General features: G+C 31.2%; 19 protein-coding genes. 8 read left to right on the forward strand and 11 right to left on the reverse strand.

What is annotated here, in order from left to right; translation table 11 throughout:
• The first annotated feature begins 119 nt into the window (after nucleotides 1-119).
• Entirely contained in the window at nucleotides 120-611 is a 492-nt protein-coding gene (locus AB2B44_RS02160; protein ID WP_369047907.1) for a dihydrofolate reductase, read from the forward strand.
• Nucleotides 612-659: 48 nt separating this feature from the next.
• On the opposite strand, the gene sppA is transcribed toward AB2B44_RS02160, so the two are convergent.
• Nucleotides 660-2,408 (reverse strand): signal peptide peptidase SppA, encoded by a 1,749-nt coding sequence (sppA, locus tag AB2B44_RS02165; RefSeq protein WP_369047908.1) that lies wholly within the window; start codon nucleotides 2,406-2,408, stop codon nucleotides 660-662.
• A gap of 72 nt (nucleotides 2,409-2,480) precedes the next feature.
• Nucleotides 2,481-2,909, reverse strand: a complete 429-nt coding sequence (locus tag AB2B44_RS02170) for a DUF6146 family protein (protein WP_369047909.1) — start codon at nucleotides 2,907-2,909, stop codon at nucleotides 2,481-2,483.
• Between the two features lie 236 nt (nucleotides 2,910-3,145).
• Here AB2B44_RS02170 and AB2B44_RS02175 point away from each other — a divergent pair, with 236 nt between their 5' ends.
• A complete protein-coding gene (locus AB2B44_RS02175) occupies nucleotides 3,146-3,706 on the forward strand; it encodes a DNA-3-methyladenine glycosylase I (protein WP_369047910.1) in 561 nt (186 codons plus the stop codon).
• Between the two features lie 4 nt (nucleotides 3,707-3,710).
• Here the strand turns inward: AB2B44_RS02175 and AB2B44_RS02180 are convergent, their stop codons facing one another.
• On the reverse strand, nucleotides 3,711-4,160 hold the full coding sequence (locus AB2B44_RS02180) for a nucleoside deaminase (protein ID WP_369047911.1): 450 nt from the start codon (nucleotides 4,158-4,160) through the stop codon (nucleotides 3,711-3,713).
• A gap of 101 nt (nucleotides 4,161-4,261) precedes the next feature.
• Between AB2B44_RS02180 and AB2B44_RS02185 the strand changes: the two genes are divergently transcribed.
• On the forward strand, nucleotides 4,262-6,037 hold the full coding sequence (locus AB2B44_RS02185; RefSeq protein WP_369048516.1) for a 1-deoxy-D-xylulose-5-phosphate synthase: 1,776 nt from the start codon (nucleotides 4,262-4,264) through the stop codon (nucleotides 6,035-6,037).
• A gap of 44 nt (nucleotides 6,038-6,081) precedes the next feature.
• Here AB2B44_RS02185 and AB2B44_RS02190 read toward each other — a convergent pair whose 3' ends face one another.
• Together AB2B44_RS02190 and AB2B44_RS02195 are read right to left on the reverse strand one after the other, a co-directional pair.
• Nucleotides 6,082-6,693, reverse strand: coding sequence for an FAD-dependent oxidoreductase (locus AB2B44_RS02190; protein ID WP_369047912.1), 612 nt, complete (start codon nucleotides 6,691-6,693; stop codon nucleotides 6,082-6,084).
• A 3-nt stretch (nucleotides 6,694-6,696) separates the two neighbouring features.
• A complete protein-coding gene (locus AB2B44_RS02195; protein WP_369047913.1) occupies nucleotides 6,697-7,275 on the reverse strand; it encodes a MarC family protein in 579 nt (192 codons plus the stop codon).
• 76 nt (nucleotides 7,276-7,351) lie between these two features.
• Between AB2B44_RS02195 and AB2B44_RS02200 the strand changes: the two genes are divergently transcribed.
• Nucleotides 7,352-7,924, forward strand: coding sequence for a DUF3109 family protein (locus AB2B44_RS02200; protein WP_369047914.1), 573 nt, complete (start codon nucleotides 7,352-7,354; stop codon nucleotides 7,922-7,924).
• Nucleotides 7,925-7,942: 18 nt separating this feature from the next.
• On the opposite strand, the gene AB2B44_RS02205 is transcribed toward AB2B44_RS02200, so the two are convergent.
• Together AB2B44_RS02205 and AB2B44_RS02210 are read right to left on the reverse strand one after the other, a co-directional pair.
• Nucleotides 7,943-11,116, reverse strand: a complete 3,174-nt coding sequence (locus AB2B44_RS02205; RefSeq protein WP_369047915.1) for a PA domain-containing protein — start codon at nucleotides 11,114-11,116, stop codon at nucleotides 7,943-7,945.
• A 55-nt stretch (nucleotides 11,117-11,171) separates the two neighbouring features.
• Nucleotides 11,172-12,506 carry a deoxyguanosinetriphosphate triphosphohydrolase gene (locus tag AB2B44_RS02210; protein ID WP_369048517.1) on the reverse strand — a complete coding sequence of 445 codons (1,335 nt, stop codon included), beginning with the start codon at nucleotides 12,504-12,506 and terminating at the stop codon, nucleotides 11,172-11,174.
• A 144-nt stretch (nucleotides 12,507-12,650) separates the two neighbouring features.
• Between AB2B44_RS02210 and AB2B44_RS02215 the strand changes: the two genes are divergently transcribed.
• Both AB2B44_RS02215 and recA read left to right on the forward strand, forming a co-directional pair.
• The gene (locus AB2B44_RS02215) at nucleotides 12,651-13,574 is read left to right on the forward strand and encodes a hypothetical protein (protein WP_369047916.1); all 924 of its coding nucleotides are present in this window, start codon (nucleotides 12,651-12,653) and stop codon (nucleotides 13,572-13,574) included.
• Between the two features lie 148 nt (nucleotides 13,575-13,722).
• Entirely contained in the window at nucleotides 13,723-14,730 is a 1,008-nt protein-coding gene (gene recA, locus AB2B44_RS02220; protein WP_369047917.1) for a recombinase RecA, read from the forward strand.
• 64 nt (nucleotides 14,731-14,794) lie between these two features.
• Here the strand turns inward: recA and dut are convergent, their stop codons facing one another.
• Nucleotides 14,795-15,226, reverse strand: coding sequence for a dUTP diphosphatase (gene dut / locus AB2B44_RS02225; RefSeq protein WP_369047918.1), 432 nt, complete (start codon nucleotides 15,224-15,226; stop codon nucleotides 14,795-14,797).
• 80 nt (nucleotides 15,227-15,306) lie between these two features.
• Between dut and AB2B44_RS02230 the strand changes: the two genes are divergently transcribed.
• Entirely contained in the window at nucleotides 15,307-15,966 is a 660-nt protein-coding gene (locus AB2B44_RS02230; protein WP_369047919.1) for a hypothetical protein, read from the forward strand.
• Nucleotides 15,967-15,991: 25 nt separating this feature from the next.
• Entirely contained in the window at nucleotides 15,992-17,260 is a 1,269-nt protein-coding gene (locus tag AB2B44_RS02235) for an MFS transporter (protein WP_369047920.1), read from the forward strand.
• 86 nt (nucleotides 17,261-17,346) lie between these two features.
• Here AB2B44_RS02235 and AB2B44_RS02240 read toward each other — a convergent pair whose 3' ends face one another.
• From AB2B44_RS02240 to AB2B44_RS02250, 3 genes are all read right to left on the reverse strand, one after another.
• A complete protein-coding gene (locus AB2B44_RS02240) occupies nucleotides 17,347-18,102 on the reverse strand; it encodes a hypothetical protein (protein WP_369047921.1) in 756 nt (251 codons plus the stop codon).
• Between the two features lie 109 nt (nucleotides 18,103-18,211).
• Nucleotides 18,212-19,459, reverse strand: coding sequence for an oligosaccharide flippase family protein (locus AB2B44_RS02245; protein WP_369047922.1), 1,248 nt, complete (start codon nucleotides 19,457-19,459; stop codon nucleotides 18,212-18,214).
• A complete protein-coding gene (locus AB2B44_RS02250; RefSeq protein ID WP_369047923.1) occupies nucleotides 19,456-21,156 on the reverse strand; it encodes an asparagine synthase-related protein in 1,701 nt (566 codons plus the stop codon). The genes AB2B44_RS02245 and AB2B44_RS02250 overlap by 4 nt, the downstream gene beginning before the upstream one ends.
• Between the last annotated feature and the right edge of the window lie 2 nt (nucleotides 21,157-21,158).

A 21,158-nucleotide genomic window follows, 5' to 3' on the forward strand; every position in this document is an offset into this window, starting at 1 on the left:
TACACAAAAATAATAGTTTTTTGGTTTAGCCGTAATCTAAACAGGTATTTTAAAACTAAAAATAGATTTGTAAATCTATACACAGGTTTATACATTTGTTTAAAAAAACGTACAAATTTATGGTTTCTATTATAGCCGCTATTGGAAAAGATAACGAATTGGGTAAAAACAACGATTTAATTTGGCACTTGCCTGCCGATTTAAAGCATTTTAAAAAAACAACATCAGGGCATGCTATTTTAATGGGGCGAAGAACTTTTGAAAGTATTGGAAAACCATTACCTAAAAGAACAAACATAATTATTACAAATAATGACCATTATTTTATTGATGGTTGTTTAATTGCTAATTCTATTGAACAAGCCATAGATATGGCAGAAAATAATGATGAAATTTTTATTATCGGCGGGTCACAAATTTACAAACAGGCTTTAGAAAAAAACTTGGTTGACAAACTACATATTACCATTGTACATCAAAACTTTGAAGCAGATGTTTTTTTTCCTGAAATTGATAAAAAAATCTGGAAAGAAATTAATCGAATAGATTGTAAAGCCGACAACGAAAACCCTTACAATTATAGCTTTGTTACTTATGTAAAAAGCAATTAATAATAGTTACACCTAACTAAACTAAAAGTTTGTTACATATTTAAAAAATTATTGTATTTCAAATACAAAAGGCATTCTAGCTTGAATACCTTTTAAGGTTTTCATTTTATTTATTGTGTTGTATAAATGATAATTTTTATCGCCTAAGGCTTCTTTTATAATTTCCTGTTTCGAAGCTTTTGCAAATGGAGAGAATTTAAAAACATCTTTAAAATCTTTTTTATAACTTGGGTAGTTGCGCACTCTGTAAGTATCAATATCTGCTAATTTAGCTGCTTCTTCAATAGCATCTTGCAACCCTCCTAACTCGTCAACTAATCCAATTTCTTTGGCTTCTTTACCTGTCCACACTCGTCCTTGGGCAATTTTATCAACTTGTTCAAAAGTCATATTTCTGCCAGCAGCAACGTGAGTAACAAAAGTGTTATAAATTTGTTCTACACCTTGTTTAGTAACATCGTAATATTTCTGATTCATTGGCTCAAAAATACTATAACTAGCAGCATTATTAGTAGAAACCTGCTCTGCATTAATACCTATTTGGTCTGCCAATTTATGCGCATTAGGTATTGCCCCAAAAACACCAATAGAACCCGTAATAGTAGTAGGTTCTGCTATAATTTTATTAGCATTACACGAAATATAATATCCGCCTGAAGCTGCCAAATTACCCATAGAAACCACTAATGGTTTTTCTTTTTTGGTAAGTTCTAATTCTCTCCAAATTAATTCAGAGGCTAATGCTGACCCTCCAGGAGAGTTTACACGTAACACAACAGCCTTCACCGTTTTATCTTTACGTACTTTTTTTAGCGCTTTATTAATAATTTCTTGCCCTATTATTTCTTCACTCCCTTTTCCATACATAATTTCTCCTTGGGCATAAATTACAGCGATTTTATTTTTAGCTACCGAAGACGTTCTTCCTTTTCCTGAAGCAATATAATCTTTAATGCTTATTGTTTCTAATTTATCACTATCTGTAGCCTTTTCCATTTTTGCAACATATTGGTCTTCATAAATAGCTTCATCTATTAAGTTATTTTGTTTTGCAAGAGTAGCATTTCTTGCTAAAGAACCATCAGCTATAGCATTTAACTTATCAGTAGTTATATTTCTACTTTGGCTAACATCGTCTATAATTTCAGACCAAATTGATTGTAAAAATGAGGTGGTTTGCTCTCTATTTGCTTCGCTCATTTTATTGGTTAAAAAAGGCTCAACTGCACTTTTATACTTTCCGTGTCGAACCACTTCCATTTTTACACCATATTTGTCTTCAAAATCTTTATAGTATAAAATTTCAGTTGATAATCCTTTAAAATCAATTTGCCCAACAGGATTTATAAATAAGCTATCTGCCACCGAACTCAGGTAGTAGTTTTTTTGATCATATACATCGGCATATGCATAAATAAATTTTCCGCTTTTTTTAAAATCTTCTAATTCATTTCTAATGGCTTGCGTTTGAGCTATACCCGCATTAATAGTAGTGTTTTTAATACTAATGCCTTTTATGTTTGGGTCGGTTTTAGCATTATCAATAGCTATAATTATATTATTTAAAGCTAATTTTTCATCAACTAAATCTAGAGCCTGAACAAACGGATTTGAATCTTTAGGCGCATAATCTTTTACTGGTGTTGATAAATCCATTTCTAAAACCGAATTAGGTTTTACAACCACTTCTTCTTGAGAGCTCATTACAGAGCCTATCCCTGCAAAAAGAAGAAACAATAAAAAAAGTGCGATAAAAAACCCTAATATAACTGCTAGTAAATTACGTAAAAAAGCCATTTTTTTTATGAGTTAAAAAATTAAACAACAAATATACACTTAATAAAGTACACCAACATTTATTTTTTACCATTAATACCTCGGGCTTAAAGCACCATTTAAACTCATTCTATATTTATGTTGTGCAAATTCAAAATAATTAAAAAGCTTATAGTTTACTTCGTAACCATAATCGGTATTTGGGTTATAATCTATTTCGTTTTCATAAATATTAGGATTAAACGAGCTTGGGTTTCTGGCTCTATAATTCCAATTAGAGACATATATTGCATTTCTGTTTTCTAAATACGCTTGAGAGTAATATCCTCTAGGCTTGGCTACTGAATTTAAATACCTTTCAAACCCAACATCTATTATCGTTATTTCATATTCTAAGCTATCATTAGCGATAACCACAGGCTCTTCTTTTTTTTCTGTAGTATTTTTAACTTTAGAAGACCCACAAGCCCAAATAAATAATCCAAAAGAACAAAGAAGGGCTACTTGTTTTACTAACTTCATTGGCTTAAATTTTAAATTAAACATTTTACATTTTTATACAACTTAACTGTTACGTTACTAGCCACAAAAACCATTTGCTTTTTTTGTTAAGCTTTTGCCTTAAATGTTTTATTCTCTCTTGTAAAAGATTTCATTATTAAAAAAATAACACGTTATAAATTTGCAAAAATTATTTTATTTTTTATTGATTATTACGCTTTTTAACAGTATTTTCCGCTTATTAAATATAAAAATACATGAAGTCAAGATGCTCATGGGTAGGTAATAACCCGCTATATATTCAATATCACGATGAAGAATGGGGCGTACCTGTTTACGATGATGCTAAAATTTTTGAATTTTTGATTTTAGAAACTTTTCAAGCTGGATTAAGTTGGATAACGATTTTAAAAAAACGCGAAAATTTTAGAAAAGCCTTCGATAATTTTGATTACAAAAAAATTGCTGCTTATTCAGAAAAAAAATATGAAGCCTTATTACAAGACTCAGGAATTGTTAGAAACAAATTAAAAATAAAAGCCACCATTACCAATGCACAAGCATTTATAAAAATTCAAAACGAATTTGGTTCGTTCTCAAAATATATATGGAATTTTGCAGCTAACCAGCCTATTAAAAACAGCTTTGATAAAATACAAGACGTCCCCGCAAAAACGCCTCTTTCAGATTGTATTTCGAAAGACTTAAAAAAACGTGGATTTAAATTTGTTGGTTCAACGGTTATTTATGCTCACATGCAAGCCACAGGGATGGTAAACGACCACACTACCGATTGTTTTCGGCATAACGAAGTATAATTTCTTAGTTTAAATTTCGTTTTTCTATAAAAAAACGCTTTAAAAGCAATGCACATTCGTTTTCTAAAACTCCTGAAACAACCGTAGTTTTGGGATGCAGTGTTGTTTTTAAATTTGTAAACCCCCGATTAGCATCAAAAGCACCAAAAACAATTTTACCTATTTGTGTCCAATAACTAGCCCCTGCACACATTTGACAAGGTTCTAATGTTACATAAAGTGTGCAATCAATTAAATATTTTCCGCCCAAAAAATCTGCAGCTGCAGTAAACGCTTGCATTTCAGCATGGGCTGTTACATCGTTTAACGTTTCGGTTAAATTATGAGCACGAGCAATAATTTGATTTTTAAAAACAACTACTGCCCCAACCGGAACTTCACCTTTACCAAAAGCAACTTCTGCCTCTTGCAAGGCTCGTTTCATAAAATAAATATCATCAAACGGCTGTATCATTTTTCAAATATAAGTTCATTTGTATAATTTATTTATAATTTCTTTTATTTTATTTTGTGCGTCTATAAAAAACAGATGATGTAAATATGTACTTTTGTACTATGGTTAACTCGTTATTAGAAAACATTAACAATCCGACAGATTTACGAAAACTAACACCTCAGCAATTAAAGGTGTTAGCAAAAGAATTACGTAAATATATTATTACCGTTATTGCCACAAAAGAAGGGCATTTAGGAGCCAGCTTAGGAGTTGTAGAATTAACCATTGCTTTACATTATATTTTTGATACGCCAAACGATTTATTAGTTTGGGATGTAGGGCATCAAGCTTATGCTCATAAAATTTTAACCGAACGTAAAAACCAGTTTTATACTAACCGACAACTGGGAGGTATATCTGGCTTTCCAAAAAGAAGCGAAAGTATTTACGATGCTTTTGGGGTTGGCCATTCTTCAACTTCTATTTCAGCGGCTTTAGGTATGGCAATTGCCTCTAACTTAAAAGGAGATACTAAAAAACAACATATTGCAATTATTGGCGATGCCTCAATAGCAAGCGGAATGGCTTTTGAAGCCTTAAACCATGCTGGAGTTAGCAAAGCTAACTTACTAATTATATTAAACGATAATGCTATTGGAATAGACCCGTCTGTTGGTGCATTAAAACAATATTTAACTAAAGTAAAAAAAGATAAAAAAAGCGTTAACAACAACATTATTAGCGCTTTAAATTTTGATTATTCTGGCCCAATTGACGGCCACGACATTGATAAATTATTATCAGAATTAAACAGACTCAAAAACATTACGGGACCTAAATTTTTGCATATAATTACAACTAAAGGAAAAGGATTACGTCAAGCAGAAGAAAATCAGGTAGTTTACCATGCTCCTGGAAAATTTAATCCTAAAACAGGAGATATTATTCCTAAAACCATTAGTAATTATACAAAATATCAAGATGTTTTTGGCAAAACGTTGGTTGAATTAGCAAAGCAAAACGATAAAATTACGGCCATAACACCCGCAATGCTTTCAGGAAGTTCTTTAACTTATATGATGGATGCTTTCCCTAACCGAACCTTTGATGTAGGAATTGCCGAACAACATGCTGTTACCTTAGCTGCTGGAATGGCAACACAAGGACTTATTCCGTTTTGCACTATCTACTCTACTTTTATACAACGTGCTTACGACCAAATTATTCACGATGTAGCACTACAAAACTTACCTGTTGTTTTTTGCCTAGATAGGGCTGGTTTAGTAGGACAAGATGGCGCAACCCATCACGGCGTTTTTGATTTAGCTTTTTTACGATGCATACCCAATTTAATTGTTTTTGCTCCAAGAAATGAAATAGCTTTACGTAATATTTTATATACTGCACAGCTAGGTTTACAGCAACCTATTGCTATTCGATACCCAAGAGGCAAAGGAGTGCTTTCTAATTGGCAGCTACCCTTTAATAAAATAGAAATAGGCAAAGGTATTTGTTTACAAAAAGGAAAAAAACTTGCCATACTATCGATAGGCACTATTGCAAATAATGTAACCGAAGCTATTGAACAAAGTAATAAAAGTGTAGAAATTGGTCATTACGACATGCAGTTTGTTAAACCTTTAGACACAAAATTACTAACACATATTTTCAAAAATTACAGCACCCTTATTACTATTGAAGATGGTGTAACAAAAGGCGGATTTGGCAGTGCCATTTTAGAGTTTGCTGCTAAAAACAATTATAAAAATAAGATTGAATTAATGGGAATTCGCGATACGTTTATTGAGCAAGGAACTGTTGAAGAATTACAAAAAATTTGTCAGTTAGACGCCGCTTCTATTAAAAATAAAATTGATGAATTATTGTTGCTTTAACAAGTTGTCTATATAATTTTTGATGTTACAAATAATTTGTGAAATCAAGTATTTTTAATCTTATCGTGAATTTTAGTAGGTATCGCATTATTCCACATAGTTAAAATATCGGTTGCCACACTAGCACCACTTCCTGCAGCAATAGCATACTGACTTCTACAACCAGAAATGGTTCCACAAACATACAAGCCTTTTTTAATTAAATGATTTTGATTACGTAACTGAATTCTATCTTTAACAGGGTTTGCTCGTTGATGTGGCTCAACATACTCTTCTAACCCAGCAACAGTAAAAGGTTTTGCATAATTTAATGCCACCACTACCACTTTGCTTGTATACTTTTTTTTAGTTGTTGTTACTGTATAATATTGCTGATTAGCTGTAACCGAAATTACTTTTTCGTTAGCAATTTGAACAATATGCGGATATAGTTCTTGTAACTGCTTTTTTCCCTCTTCTAAAATTTTTTTTCCTGATGTTTCAGGTGGTAATCCTAAAACATTATTAAACAAAGCCTCTTGCAAATGAGAGGCTTTTTGATGCGCAATAATACCTATTCGCTTATCTTTAGCATATTCTTTATGCTTAGCCGACCCTAAAATTAATGCACATTGCATTCCTGATACTCCTCCTCCAATGATTAGTATATCAAACATTTTTTAAAATAATGCTTTAATATTGGCTGTAAATAATTTTACAGAAATAGCCAGTAATATTACCCCAAATACTTTTCGAACAACATTAATACCTCCAGCACCAATTAACCGTTCTATTTTAGAAGATGTTTTTAATACTACATAAATAAGAATAACATTTAATAACACCCCTACAATTATATTTTCTATACGAAACTCTGAACGCAACGAAAGTAAGGTTGTTAAACTTCCTGGCCCTGCAATTAAAGGAAATGCTAGTGGAAACACAGAGGTTGTACCCTCTTCACCCCCATTGTCTTTATATAGTGTAATACCTAAAATCATTTCTAAAGCAATAAAAAATAACACAAAAGACCCAGCCACCGCAAAAGAATTTACATCAATGCCAATTATGGTTAACAAACTTTGACCTAAAAATAAAAATAAAATCATAATAACCCCAGCAATTACCGATGCTTTTTCAGACTGAATATGCCCAACTTTTTTACGCAAATCAATAATAATAGGAACACTTCCAACAATATCAATTACAGCAAACAATACCATAAAAGATGTAAATATTTCTTTTAAATTAAAACCCATATTCTTCTATTGTTTAAAAATGCAATATTAGAAAACTTAAGTTAACAAATAGTTATTAAAATTGTATTTTTGCGCAATGTTTCAATTAGGAAAAACCATAGTTTCAGAAGATATTATAGAAAAAGAATTTGTATGCAATCTTTCAGCATGTAAAGGCGTTTGTTGTGTTGATGGTGAAGCAGGGGCACCACTTGAAAAACAAGAAACTCAAATTCTTGAAAAAATATATCCAAAAGTAAAACCTTTTTTACGCAAAAAAGGCATAAAAGCTATTGAACAACAGGACACTTGGGTTACAAGTGATTTTGGAGAGTTAGAAACCCCTTTAATTGAGGGTAAAGATTGTGCTTATGTAATTTTTGATGAAAAAAATACGGCAATGTGCGCAATTGAAGAAGCCTACAATCAAGGTGAGATTGACTGGAAAAAACCTATTTCTTGCCATTTATATCCTATTCGTGTACAAGATTATAATGAGTTTTCTGCCGTAAATTACCATAAATGGGAAATTTGCGACGATGCGTGTTCATTAGGAAAAGAACTACAAGTACCTATTTATAAATTTGTTAAACAAGCTTTAATTCGAAAATTTGGCGAAAACTGGTATGCCGAACTAGAAAAAATTGCCCAAAAGTTACTTAAAAAGTAATCTGTGTTAAAACGCGTATTACTTGATTATAATTTTTTTAGATGCTTTTCTATTTTTTGCATCAGTAATATTAACAATATATATGCCCGATTTTAAGTTAACAGAGAGGGCTTGTTTTTGTAACATAGAAAAATCTAATTTTTGAGTATATACTTTTTTTCCGTTTACATCAAAAATATACAAGGTAGATTTTCCAAATATACTTTCTGCTTGTATGGTAAAGTTTCCATCAGAAATTGACGGATAAATTGTAAGTTGTTGTTTGTTTGCCAAAACATCGTTTACCGACGCCGTTTCTGAAGTGAATTTTCCAGAAAAAACACCTCGCCCATAGGTTGAAGCAAAAACAGTATTATCATCTCTTAAATCTAAATCAGTAACTTTTACATTACTCATACCATTATATGAGTGCTCCCAATTGGGCGATGCTGCTAAAAAATTAGCTGTACGCCATACTCCTAAATCAGTGCCAATAATTACCTCATCTGCATTTAACGGATTTTGTAATATGGCCTTTACTGGTAAATCAGGCAAATCACCTTCTTTATTTTGCCAAGTAGCGCCTCCATCATCTGAATACCATATACTTACCACTCCATAATTATGGAGTGTAAGTAATATTTGATTTTCGTTTGTGCCAAATGCTACATCAGAAACAGAACCAACAAATTCAGAACCTGTAATATCTTGCCAACTAGGATTAGCACTATTTGCATTGGTTATTTTTAATAATTCACCATTTATTAAACCCGCATATAAATTGGTTGCAGTAGTTGTAAATGGAGACACTGTTAAAGCAGAAGGGCTACTATTTAACAAGCCGTTTGTTAAATCAGTTTTAGTCACCGTTCCGCTTTTAATATTTGAATATCTTTTTATGATATAACTTCCACTGCTACTATTAGAGTAATTTGAATACAAAATATCTAAATTAGAGTCTAATGCCTGTGGATTAATAAAGCTACCATTTTGACCACTTTCATAATTAATGGTTCTGGTTGTATTTGTTTGGTAATTATACAAATCAATATTACTATTAAAAACATAGTTGGTTATATAATATTTATCCGTTCCATCTTGATCAAAAAAGCTATATCCACCATCACCTCCTTGTGCTTCAACAGATGTATTAAGACCTGCTGATGCATCTTCAAACAACTGCGAACCATTATCTTGAGCTCCCGCAATAAAATATTCTTTCCCACCAAATGCTGTTGTTGGGGCTACTCCAACGCTATAAAATTGAACGGTATTGTAATTTCTGTTTCTTGCTGTAATATCTCCTCCTCCATCGCTCGAAAAATATACTCCCCCATCATTACTAAAAACTATTTTTGTTGAAGAACCTGGAGCAAAAGCAATTCCATGTTGGTCTGAATGTACTTCAGGGTAACTACCTGTAATGCCAGAATGCCAAATAGAAATTTGATTCCAATTATTACCACTGGTTGTTGATTTAAATAAATCTATACCGCCAACATATAATATACTTTCGTTGTTTGGGTCTACCGAGATAAGTAAATCATACCCCGACTGTCCTCTAGTAAAATCAGAAGTGGGTATACTTGAATCCGCATCTTTAGGCAATGGCAAATCAGTAATAGAACTAAAATCATTTGCCGTTTTAAATATTTTTACAGGATTAGAACTACTATTTACTTGCGCTAAAACATATACCCCTCGTTTATTAAAGGGTGAAAGTGCTATTTCTGTTCGTAAACCATTGGGTATGGTATATAATAAATTGAACGTATTACCATCTGTTGATTTAAAAATGGTTCCTCCCCCTCCTCCATGTAAAAGTCTATAATTCGTAGACACATATATCGAATTATCAATCGCAATTTTTATATTATTTGGCTCATACTCATTTCCTTGTGACATTTTAGGCATATTCAGCTTTGCATAATTAATACCGTCTGTTGATTTATATAATCCTACCGCATCACTTCCTAGTAAACTAGACGGAGAATATTCTAAATAAATAGATTCACTAACGGCAACATACACTTCTGATGTTCCTCCATTATTTCTTACTACCACATCGTTAATATGCTGTATTCCTGGAACATTTGCCATATTTAATGCATTTTCATCAACAAGTGTTAGGGTTGCAGTAACACCATTGGTTAATTGATTTATTATAGTTTCTCCATCTGTTTTAGAAATCATTAAAGAAGGAATTGTAATAGAAGCATCGCTACCCCCCATTACAATTGGGTATCCACCTACATTATTAACCATAATAACAGCAATTGCCCCTGCCTCTTGTGCTCTCTTTACTTTCTCTGCAAAGAAACAAGTTCCTCTTTTAATTACCGCAATTTTACCATTAACAGCCGCAAAATTTGTTATTGTTTCGCAAGCATCGTCTGTAGGAGAAGTACCATCATTAACCAACGTTAAATCACCTGTAATTGGAGAAGACAAATCTCCACCAAAAGAAGTTGTTAAAACAGCATTATAATCGCCTGCAATATTTGTAGGACTATTAACCGTAATTTTAGCATTAGATTCAAAAATAATATTTCCTGTAATACCGCCTAATACTTTTTCCCAAGAATTACCCCCATCTATTGAACGCCATAAGCCATTACCATTAACATCTCCATTCACATAAGACTCTCCCGTACCTACATAAAATATTTGTGTGTTATTAGGGTCGACAGCAATACAAGATACTGCTAAATTTTCAGGTATTCCAACCTGTACCCATCTCGAATTACGGTTTGAAATATTGGTGTTTTTCCATAATCCTCCACTAACACCTCCTGCAAAAACCGTTTCGTGTGTGGCATCGTTGGGATCAAAAAGCACTGCTCTAGTTCTACCGCCAACATTAGTTGGCCCCCGCTCAATCCAACTATTATCTGAGCCATCACCTGGAACTCTACGCAATGGCTTTTTAGAAATCAGCTCTTGCTGTAATGCATATAATTTTTCTTTATCTGTTTTACCCGTATAAGGGTTCATTTCATTTAAATATTCTTGTTCAAAATATGCGTTAGGTGGTAAACCTTGTGATTTTCTTTGTTTAGGTGATAATAAACTTGTTTTTTGATATCGATGATTCTTTAAAAACGCAATATGTTTTTCACGAATTTTGGCAATCTCGTTTTGCTTAAACAATACTTTAAATAACATTAAAGCCGAAAAAATTAAAACAGAAACATATATTATTTTTTTCTTCATCTGTACTATTTAAAATTGAAAGATAGTCTGATAGCTTCTAAAGTTAATCCATTTTTTACATACTATTGGCTATTAATTTCTTGTGAAGCCTAATAGCAAACCCATCACTCATGCCCGATATATAACTACAAATTAACATGATTCTATCATATAAGCTTTCTTTTTCTATTTGATACGTAGCTGGCAATATTTTTAATACCAACTTATCGTAATTAGATGCTGTATGATTAAATTTATTATTTAAAGCGTTTACAAAAACATCTAATAAATCCGCTATAATTTTATATCCCACTATTTCTTTTTCAACAACTTCTTTACTACGATAAATTTTTTCAGAACATATTTTTATAATATCATTAATTTGAGCTTCGTAAACACATTTATCTAATAACGATTTATCAAATGTACCCTCTAAAATAGCTTGTTCATTAGCTAAAAATATATTAACCGCTTCATCGATTAATGAATTAATAGCTATTGCTCTTAAATAAGCGGTTCTATCTTTTGTAGTTTGTAAAGCATAGTATTTTTCTCTATTAATTTTTTTAACCAATTTAGCTAAATATTCTAGGGCATAACTTTCATCGATTAACCCTAAATTAATACCATCTTCAAAATCGATAATTGTATAACAAATATCATCTGCAGCTTCTACTAAATACGCTAACGGGTGTCTATAAAATGAAATTTCATTTTCAGTTTTTTGTTTTAACCTTAAGCTAGTTGCGATATCTAAGAAAGCTTCTTTTTCTGATTGAAAAAAGCCATATTTTTTATCTACAACATGGGTGCTATTCTTTTTCGGAAGCGATTCTTTTGGATATTTTATAAAGGCTCCTAAAGTTGCATACGATAACCGCAACCCTCCTTCGATACCTTGTTTAGACTCCGTTAAAATTTTAAATCCATTTGCATTCCCCTCAAAATCAATTAAATCTTGATATTCTTTTGTTGTAAGGTTTGTTTTATACTGTAAGCCTTTCCCTGTTTTAAAATATTCGCCAATAGCTTTCTCTCCTGAATGCCCAAAAGGCGGATTTCCAATGTCATGGGTTACAGAAGCCGCCGCCACAATAGCTCCAAAATCATTAAACGTATAACCTAGTTTGGCTAAATTAGAATGACGCTGCAACAACACTTTACCAACTTTTCTGCCTAATGTTCTACCTACTACCGACACTTCTAAACTATGCGTTAAACGAGTGTGTACAAAATCAGTTTTAGAAAGCGGAATTACCTGAGTTTTATCTTGCAAACTTCTAAATGCTGAAGAAAAAATTATCCTATCAAAATCTACTTCAAAGCCCAAACGGGTTTCGTCTTGATTTATCCGCAATCGTTTTTCGGTGTCTCCAAAACGCTTTAACGAAAGGAGCTGTTCCCAATTCATCATTTAAAAAGTTTTTATATCTGTGTAAACATAGTAATTTTCTACGAAAAAAGAGGTTTTCGTTTTGTTGTATCGGCTTACTTTTTTTTGATTTGGCACGTAATTTGAAATCTTAACTAACATATGAATAATAAACACATGCCTATGAAACTTATAAAATTACTTTTTACACTTGTGCTAACCACAACTTTTTTTACTGCTTGCACCGATTATTCAGATAACGAAGCCATTTCGTTAAACGAATTAATTTCTCAATACGATTTATGGTATGTAGATTACCATAGAACTACAGGGAATGTAGATGTTCCTTTTGTAGCAAAAGCATTTACCCTGTCGTTTTTAAATGGCACATTATATGCAAATAACAATATTGTAGATGTAGGTAGAACAGGAAACGGACTAGGTATCTCTATCGGAAAGTATAGAGCTTACTCTAACATTCTAACAACCAATCACGATTTAGACGGTACGTTTGATTTTGAAGTAGAGCAAATCGGAGTTAATGAAATTACCCTATACGACCGATATAGCGACACTAGATACTATTTAATTGGTTATCAAAGAGATAATTTTGATTACAACAAATTATTTTACGACAATATAGAATATTTTTTACAAGAATATGTAGCCTGGGAAAAAACAGATGTTAGCGGCGGAACAAGTAATGCCTTTGATTATGAAAACTTTTTACAATTCACTCCCGAGAACAATACAACTTTTTATTCGTCTCAAGACACAAATGGCACGTATATTGATAGTATTAATTGGGATTTTGTCGGAAGCTATGTTGTGAAAAATGTTCAAGGCATTGACGACTTAAAATATTTAACATTATTTTACAACAACGGCGATACTGAAGAGTTTGACTTAACCGTTATTAATGATGAAAAAATAAGATTATATCATGTACGTTCTAAAACCACCTATGAGTATACGGGCAAAGGTTTTGTTCAATATTATAGAAGTTTAAAAAACGAAGAACAAGAAAACAAAACCGCTACTAGAAATACAAATAGAAAGCGAACTAAAATTAAAAGACAAACAGTCTCTGAAAGAAATTTGAAATAAAGTTTGGTTAGTTGATTTTTGATTGGTTATTTACGAATAACCAATTGAGAGAAAAACCGCTCGAAAGGGCGGTTTTTCTTTTTTTTAAGAAAAAATGTTTTTGTACCTTGTTCGACCTATTTATAGCTAATTAATATTCAACTTTTTTATGTCATCAGATAAAGAAAAACAAGCAAAATTAAAAGCATTACAGCTTACTTTAGATAAATTAGACAAAACCTATGGAAAAGGAGCTGTCATGAAATTAGGCGATGTCGTTACCGAAGATGTAGACGCCATTTCATCAGGCTCATTAGGGTTAGATTTAGCCCTAGGGGTTGGAGGTTACCCAAGAGGACGAATTATAGAAATTTATGGTCCAGAATCTTCTGGTAAAACTACCTTAACTATCCATGCGATAGCTGAGGCTCAAAAAGCAGGAGGAATAGCTGCATTTATTGATGCTGAACACGCATTTGACCGTTTTTATGCTGAAAGTTTAGGGGTTGATGTTAATAATTTAATTATATCGCAACCCGACCACGGAGAGCAAGCACTTGAAATTGCCGATAATTTAATCCGCTCTGGAGCCATTGATATTGTTGTAATTGACTCGGTTGCAGCCTTAACACCTAAATCGGAAATTGAAGGAGAAATGGGTGATTCTAAAATGGGATTACACGCTCGTTTAATGTCGCAAGCGCTACGTAAATTAACCGCCACTATATCAAAAACAAATTGTACCGTAATTTTTATTAATCAATTACGAGAAAAAATTGGAGTACTATTTGGCAATCCAGAAACTACAACAGGAGGTAATGCCTTAAAATTTTATGCATCGGTTCGATTAGACATTCGTCGTAGAACACAAATAAAAGATGGTGACCGAGTTATTGGTAACAGCACTAAAGTAAAAGTTGTAAAAAACAAAGTTGCACCTCCTTTTCAAACAGCAGAGTTCGATATTATGTATGGCGAAGGAATTTCTAAAGTTGGTGAAATTTTAGATATTGGTGTTGAGTTAGGAATTGTTAAAAAAAGTGGTTCTTGGTTCAGCTATGGCGATACTAAATTAGGGCAAGGTAGAGATGCGGTAAAGGCATTAATAAAAGACAACCCTGAATTAATGGAAGAACTTGAAGTAAAAATCAAAGAAGCTATTGATAATCAAGAATAAAAAAAATGATAATCAAAAAAAAGGCTATTAAAAATAGCCTTTTTTTTATTTTTATCCTTACAAATTACACCCCCGTACTTCCAAAACCTCCTGCCCCACGTTGTGTTTCGTCCAAAACACGAACTTCTTGCCAATTTACCCGTTCGTGTTTAGCTACTACTAATTGAGCAATTCGTTCACCATCGTTAATTGTAAAATCTTTATTAGAAAGATTTATCAAAATCACCCCTATCTCTCCTCGATAATCCGCATCAACAGTTCCAGGAGCATTCAAAACAGTTATTCCACTCTTAGCTGCCAACCCACTTCGCGGGCGTACTTGCGCCTCAAAGCCAACAGGTAAAGCTATAAATAAACCTGTTTTTACAATAGTTCTTTCTAATGGTTTTAACACAATAGGTTCGTTTATATTTGCTCGCAAATCCATTCCTGCAGAACCTTCAGTTTCGTAAGTTGGTATTTGATGTCTTGAATTATTTATAATTTGTACTTTCATCTTAAAAAATCTTTTATACAGAAACAAAAATATGTAAAAAAATGTTTAATTTTGAACACTTTGTCTAAAATTTAAACCAAATGAAAACTATTCAAGAAGCGGTAGAAACAACCATTAGAAAAACACCTTTTATTGAAGAGGCTCTAAATGAAAAATTAATAAACGTTTCGTCTTTAGCCAGAATAATTTTACCTGAAGTTTCTCAATTATTAAAAAAAGAAATAAAAATTGGTGCTGTAATGATGGCGATAAACAGGTTATCGCCTGCAAACGAACTGCGTATTCGACGTAATATCAAAAAATTAGCATTAGATTTAGGCGACGTAATTGTACGCTCTGACTTATGTGATTTTACTTTTAAAAACACCCCTTCATTACATAAAGAAATTGCTAAAATTTTAAGTAAATCTGCCGACAATAAAGATTATTTTTTAACCATTTCGCAAGGAATTTTTGAAACCAATATCGTTACCAGTAAAAATTTACAACCCGATATTGAAGCTATTTTTGAAAAAGAAAATTTAATAAATAGTGTTTTAGACTTAGCCTCTATAACACTAAAGTTACCAAAAGAAAACCTAGAGCAGCCTGGCGTGTATTATTTTATTTTAAAACAATTAGCTTGGGCAAATATCGCTGTTCAAGAAATTATCTCTACTACACACGAAATGACAATTGTGGTAAAAGAAGAAGATGTTAACCAAACTTTTGCAATTTTAATGGATTTAAAACTAAATTAGTAAACAAAACCAAAAAATTCACCCGATGCAAAAAAAAGACCCATACGCTTCTTTACGAATTAAAGAGTTTAATATTTTTTTACTCATACGATTTTTATTAGTTTTTGCTTGGTCTATGCAATTTATTATTATCGAATGGGAAATTTATAGCATTACCAAAAACCCGCTATCATTAGGCATTATAGGTTTGATGGAAGTTATTCCTGCGGTTTCTATGGCTTTATTTGCAGGGCATATTGTAGATCAAAAAGAAAAACGAAATTTATTTGCGCTTATAACAGCTGCTTTTTCTTTAATTAGCATAGGGTTATTTTTTTTAACCTGGTCAAATTTTGTTGGCAATTGGTCTAAAAACACCATTTTATATGCCATTTATACTTTAGTATTTTTTGGCGGTTTTTTACGCTCATTTTTTGGACCTACTATTTTTTCATTAATCGCCTTAATAGTACCTAAAAAACTATATCCTAACGCCGCAACTTGGAGCAGTTCTACTTGGCAAATAGCAGGTGTTTTAGGCCCTGCTTTTGCAGGTTTTTCAATTGCTTGGATAGGCGTACACTGGTCATTATGCATTGTTTTTACACTAGTATTACTTTCTTTATTTTTTATCTTTTTTATTAAAAGAAAACCCGTTTTAAATCCTAAAATTGGAGAACCCGTAATGCAAAGTTTAAAAGAAGGCATTAGGTTTGTATACAACACCAAAGCTATTTTAGGGGCTCTTACCTTAGATATGATTTCTGTGCTTTTTGGCGGCGCCATTGCGCTATTGCCTATTTATGCTCAAGATATTTTAAAAGTTGGTTCAGAAGGGTTTGGTGCACTTCGAGCAGCACCTGCCATTGGTGCTTTTTTAACAATGCTTGTTACCGCCTACATACCTATTAGCAAAAATGCAGGAATAAAATTATTAATTGCCATTTTTGGTTTTGGAATTTGTATTATTGTTTTTGGACTTTCATCAACTTTTTTAATTTCTCTTATAGCACTCTTTTTTAGTGGGGTTACCGATGGGGTTTCAATGGTAATACGTCAAACCATTTTACAGCTAAAAACACCCGACGAAATGCGGGGTAGAGTAGCATCAGTAAATGCTATGTTTGTAGGTTCTTCTAACGAACTAGGTGCTTTTGAAAGCGGTGTAACTGCTAAATTAATGGGTACGGTAACCGCTGTTGTTTTTGGCGGAACAATGACTTTAATTACCGTTATTACTACAGGAATTATAAATCCTACTTTACGAAAATTAGACCTTACTGAAGACTTAGAAGCTCACGAAAAAAAGGAATAATTTTACCTAACTATTAAACAATTCAAACAACAAAAAAACTGCCGTTTCAACTATTATTATTCACTAGGAAAAAAATTACAATTAAATTAAAACTTTATTTGATATTGTTTTTGAATTAATACGTTATTTTGGTAATATTCGGCAATCCAGCTATCTCCTTTTTTAAATAACACACCATCTTTATCTTTTAAAAAATAATAATTTTCTTTACTTGACTTTAAAATTTGAAAAACCACTTCGGGTTTTGTATTTATTAATTGATAACCGTTTGTAATGGGTTGCGCATATAATGTACCCTGAGCAGTTGTAGCTATAGGTTTTGTTGGCTCAGAAGTTGTTTGCTTTACAGGAGCTTCTGTTTTTACTGGTACTTGAGTTTCTACAGGGGGTTGGGTATTAGCTACTACTTGTCCGTTATACTTATAATGTAATGCCTTTATCGAAGTAAAAGCATCTCGTACAGCTTCATGAAATGCTTTTTTATATTCTTTTTCTTTACTGCTCCCTTCTTTTGAGGTGTAAATTACTTTATTATAACAATCTTTTAATTCTATAACATTTTTAGTTTTCAAAAATCCTGAATTATTTTTTACATTAGCCGTTAACGATAAACATCTATTAGCCATAGCATCTTCAGGTAGTTTTTCATCTTCAAAAAAAGCTGTAAAACCATATTTTTCAAACAAAAATTTAGTTAATGAATTAAGCTGGTATTGATCTGGGGAACTTAAAAAATTAAACTGCTTAGGTATAATAACGTATTTATAATTGTTAACATTGCTTTGTTGCGCATAGCCTAAAAAACTGGTTAAAAACAGTGTTACAAAAAATATTTTTTTCATTATTTTTATTTAAAATTAAATTAACAACGAGTATATAAAAACGTGTTTAAACCTGCAATATCGGAAAATTATACTAATTTTAAAATTACTTGTTAATAAGATAAATTTTTTATTGCTTTAAAAATCGGATAAAAAACAACAAAGACAATACGCCTGAAAACCACATTAAAAAAGCGGTTGTTAAGGCTGCCCCTACCAATCCGTATTTTAAAATAAAAATATAGCCTAATACTATGTTTAATAGTACTATTATAAAAGAATTAATAGCATTTATTTTTGTTAAACCTACTGCAGAAAGTATGTTTCCTAAAGGAATTCTTAATAACAATGCCCCCACTACACCTACTGCAAAAATAATTACCAACGAACTATCTGTATAACTTTCACTAAACAAAGACATTATAGAGCCCGAAAAAAAATAAAAAAACAACACTATTAAAAAACTAATAACTGTAAAAATTTTTAAATAATTAAAATAGTACTTTTTTATGTATTGTTTATCAACTACCGATTTATTTGCTAACAATACAAAATCGGTTTTCATAAAAATTAAAGGTAATATTAATAAGCTAAACGGAACAACACTAGAAACTTTATATAAAGCTACCGCTGCTTCTTTTTTAATTATATTTGCAATTAACAAAATATCTACCGCATATAACAACTGAGATAGCACACCGCCAACCGAAGTATTAAACCCATAAAACAAAATATTTTTAAATTGAATTTTTGAAAGTGTTGTACTTTTAAATGTCTTTAATTTTATCTTTTTGAAATAAAAAATAGCCGTCAAAAAAGGGGTTAGTGTAATGGCTATAACATAACCTATATTTTTAAATTTCAGGGTAAGTAAGTATGTAGAAATTACTAAAAGTAACGTTTTAAAAATAGTTATGTATGCGTATAGTTTATTAAGATTTATAATCCGAGAATAAACTCGTAACATTTCGTATAAAAAAAGACTTAGTAACTGAAAACTTAAAATTATTAAATAGGTATTTGCTTGTTTTAAATTTGAAGTAAGTAATGGAGAAAGTAGTATTACAATACCTATTAATACAAAAGAAAATTTTATTCCCTTTTTTAAGGTGAAAATAAACAAGTTTTTTTTTTCTATTTGTGATTTAGCTATAGAACCATATCTTATTAAGCCTTGATGAATTCCAAAACCAATAAATGGTGCGATAAACATTAATATCGTATTCGCATAAGTAATTAACCCAAAATTATTTTGGGTTAAAAAATGAGTTGCGATAAACACAACACAAAAACCTCCAATTTTTTCTACCATTGAAGAAACACCAACTAATATCCCTTTTCTTTTAATAAAATTATTTACAAAAACGCTAAACTTCATATTTTTAATTTAAAATTTAAAATAATTTGAAGTATAGTTAATACTATTGATTTTTCTGTTGAATCACCATACGTATAGTAATTTTTTAAATCCGTAAAAACCTCTTTATTTTTCTGTAAAAGGAGTATGTGCTTTTCAAAAAAGTGGTTATAAAATGTTTGCAGTTCGTTATTTGTTTCTAACCAAAAATCTTCAGGAGTCATAGACAGCTTTTCTTTTTTATTTAATACATAAAAATATTCTTTTTTAATTTTATTGGTATACCTGCCTACTATTGTTTTCCATTTTTTATTAGGTTTAAAACCTGTTCTTTCCCAAACAAATTTTGAAATTTCTGGATGCTTATTTAAAATCCAATCTATATAAATATTTTGGTTATATCTAAGTTTTGGATCAATAGAAAAAGCTACAGCCATTACATCATCATCTAAAAAAGGAGACACCAAATAACTTTTATAAAATTCGGTAGTATAAGAACCTGAATGTGTTAGATTAAAAACGTAGTTGTATAATTTAAAAATTTCTTCATTTTTATATTTTTTTTGATATGCTTGAGTAATACTTGTTTTATTTAAAAATTTTGTTGACACTACTTTAGACAAAAAATTTTCTTTATTTGTTTTTGACAATAGCCCTCCAAAAACACCATCACCTATTTGACCTGAATGCACTAAACCATATAAAGAAATATCTTTTTTTTGCAATGCATAATTATAATGAGCCGAGCTTGTAAAAACCCTCATGCCATTATTAATAAAAACATTTTGTTGTAAATTTTTCATATACCCCCCATCTTTTAACGATATAAATTGGTAGTCTAAATTGAGGCGTTTTGCTATTTTTCTCGAAATAATTTCATCTAAATAATTTGGGTTAGAAAAACAAAGGATGCTATTTTTATATCCTAATTTATCAGCCAACATAACATTAACTCTTGAATCTAAACCACCACTTAACAATGCTAAATGTGGGTAGTGATAAGCAATATCTTTTTCGTACTGCATTTTAACAGCCTCAATAATTGTTTTGTCTATTTTGTTTATTGCTTCCTTTTTTGAATGTATTGTATAATCAATAGTGTTATAAGAAAAGTATTCTTTTTCTATAAAAGATGATTTTGTAAGTTCTAAATATTTTCCTGCTCTTAAACAAAAAATATCTTTAACCAATGTTTTGTTAGCCATCACAGTGCCAAAGGTTAACATATCGTAAACCGATTGTATAGCCAACCTATTAGATAAGCCTATAGACTCTTTAAATAAAACAATCTGCTCTATCGAATAAGAAATCATAGTAAAACCATGAAAAGTAGTATAAAATGCTTGCTTAGTGCCTGTTTTATTATTAAAAAAATATAACTGTTGCGTTTCTTTATTAAAAAGAAATCCGTTAAAATCGCCTTTTAATTCAGCTACAAAATTGATGTTAAATTTAAAATATAGCGTTGTAATAAGATCAAAGTAATTAGATATTCCGTATGTGTTTTTAAGCTTTTGTAAGTTTAAAACAACTCCATCTAACCCAATAACATACTTCGTATTTTCTTTAAATATTTTATCTTCATTAAACTTTGAAAAACTATTATAACCAAAAAAAAGTTGGTCTTTATCTTGTAATTTTAACTCAATAGACTGTTTATACAAAGGAAGTTTTTCCTTATCAATATTTGCGCCCTTTATTATGGTAAACCCGTACACCT

It is taken from the genome of Tenacibaculum sp. UWU-22 (assembly GCF_041021355.1).
Taxonomy (GTDB): Bacteria; Bacteroidota; Bacteroidia; order Flavobacteriales; family Flavobacteriaceae; genus Polaribacter.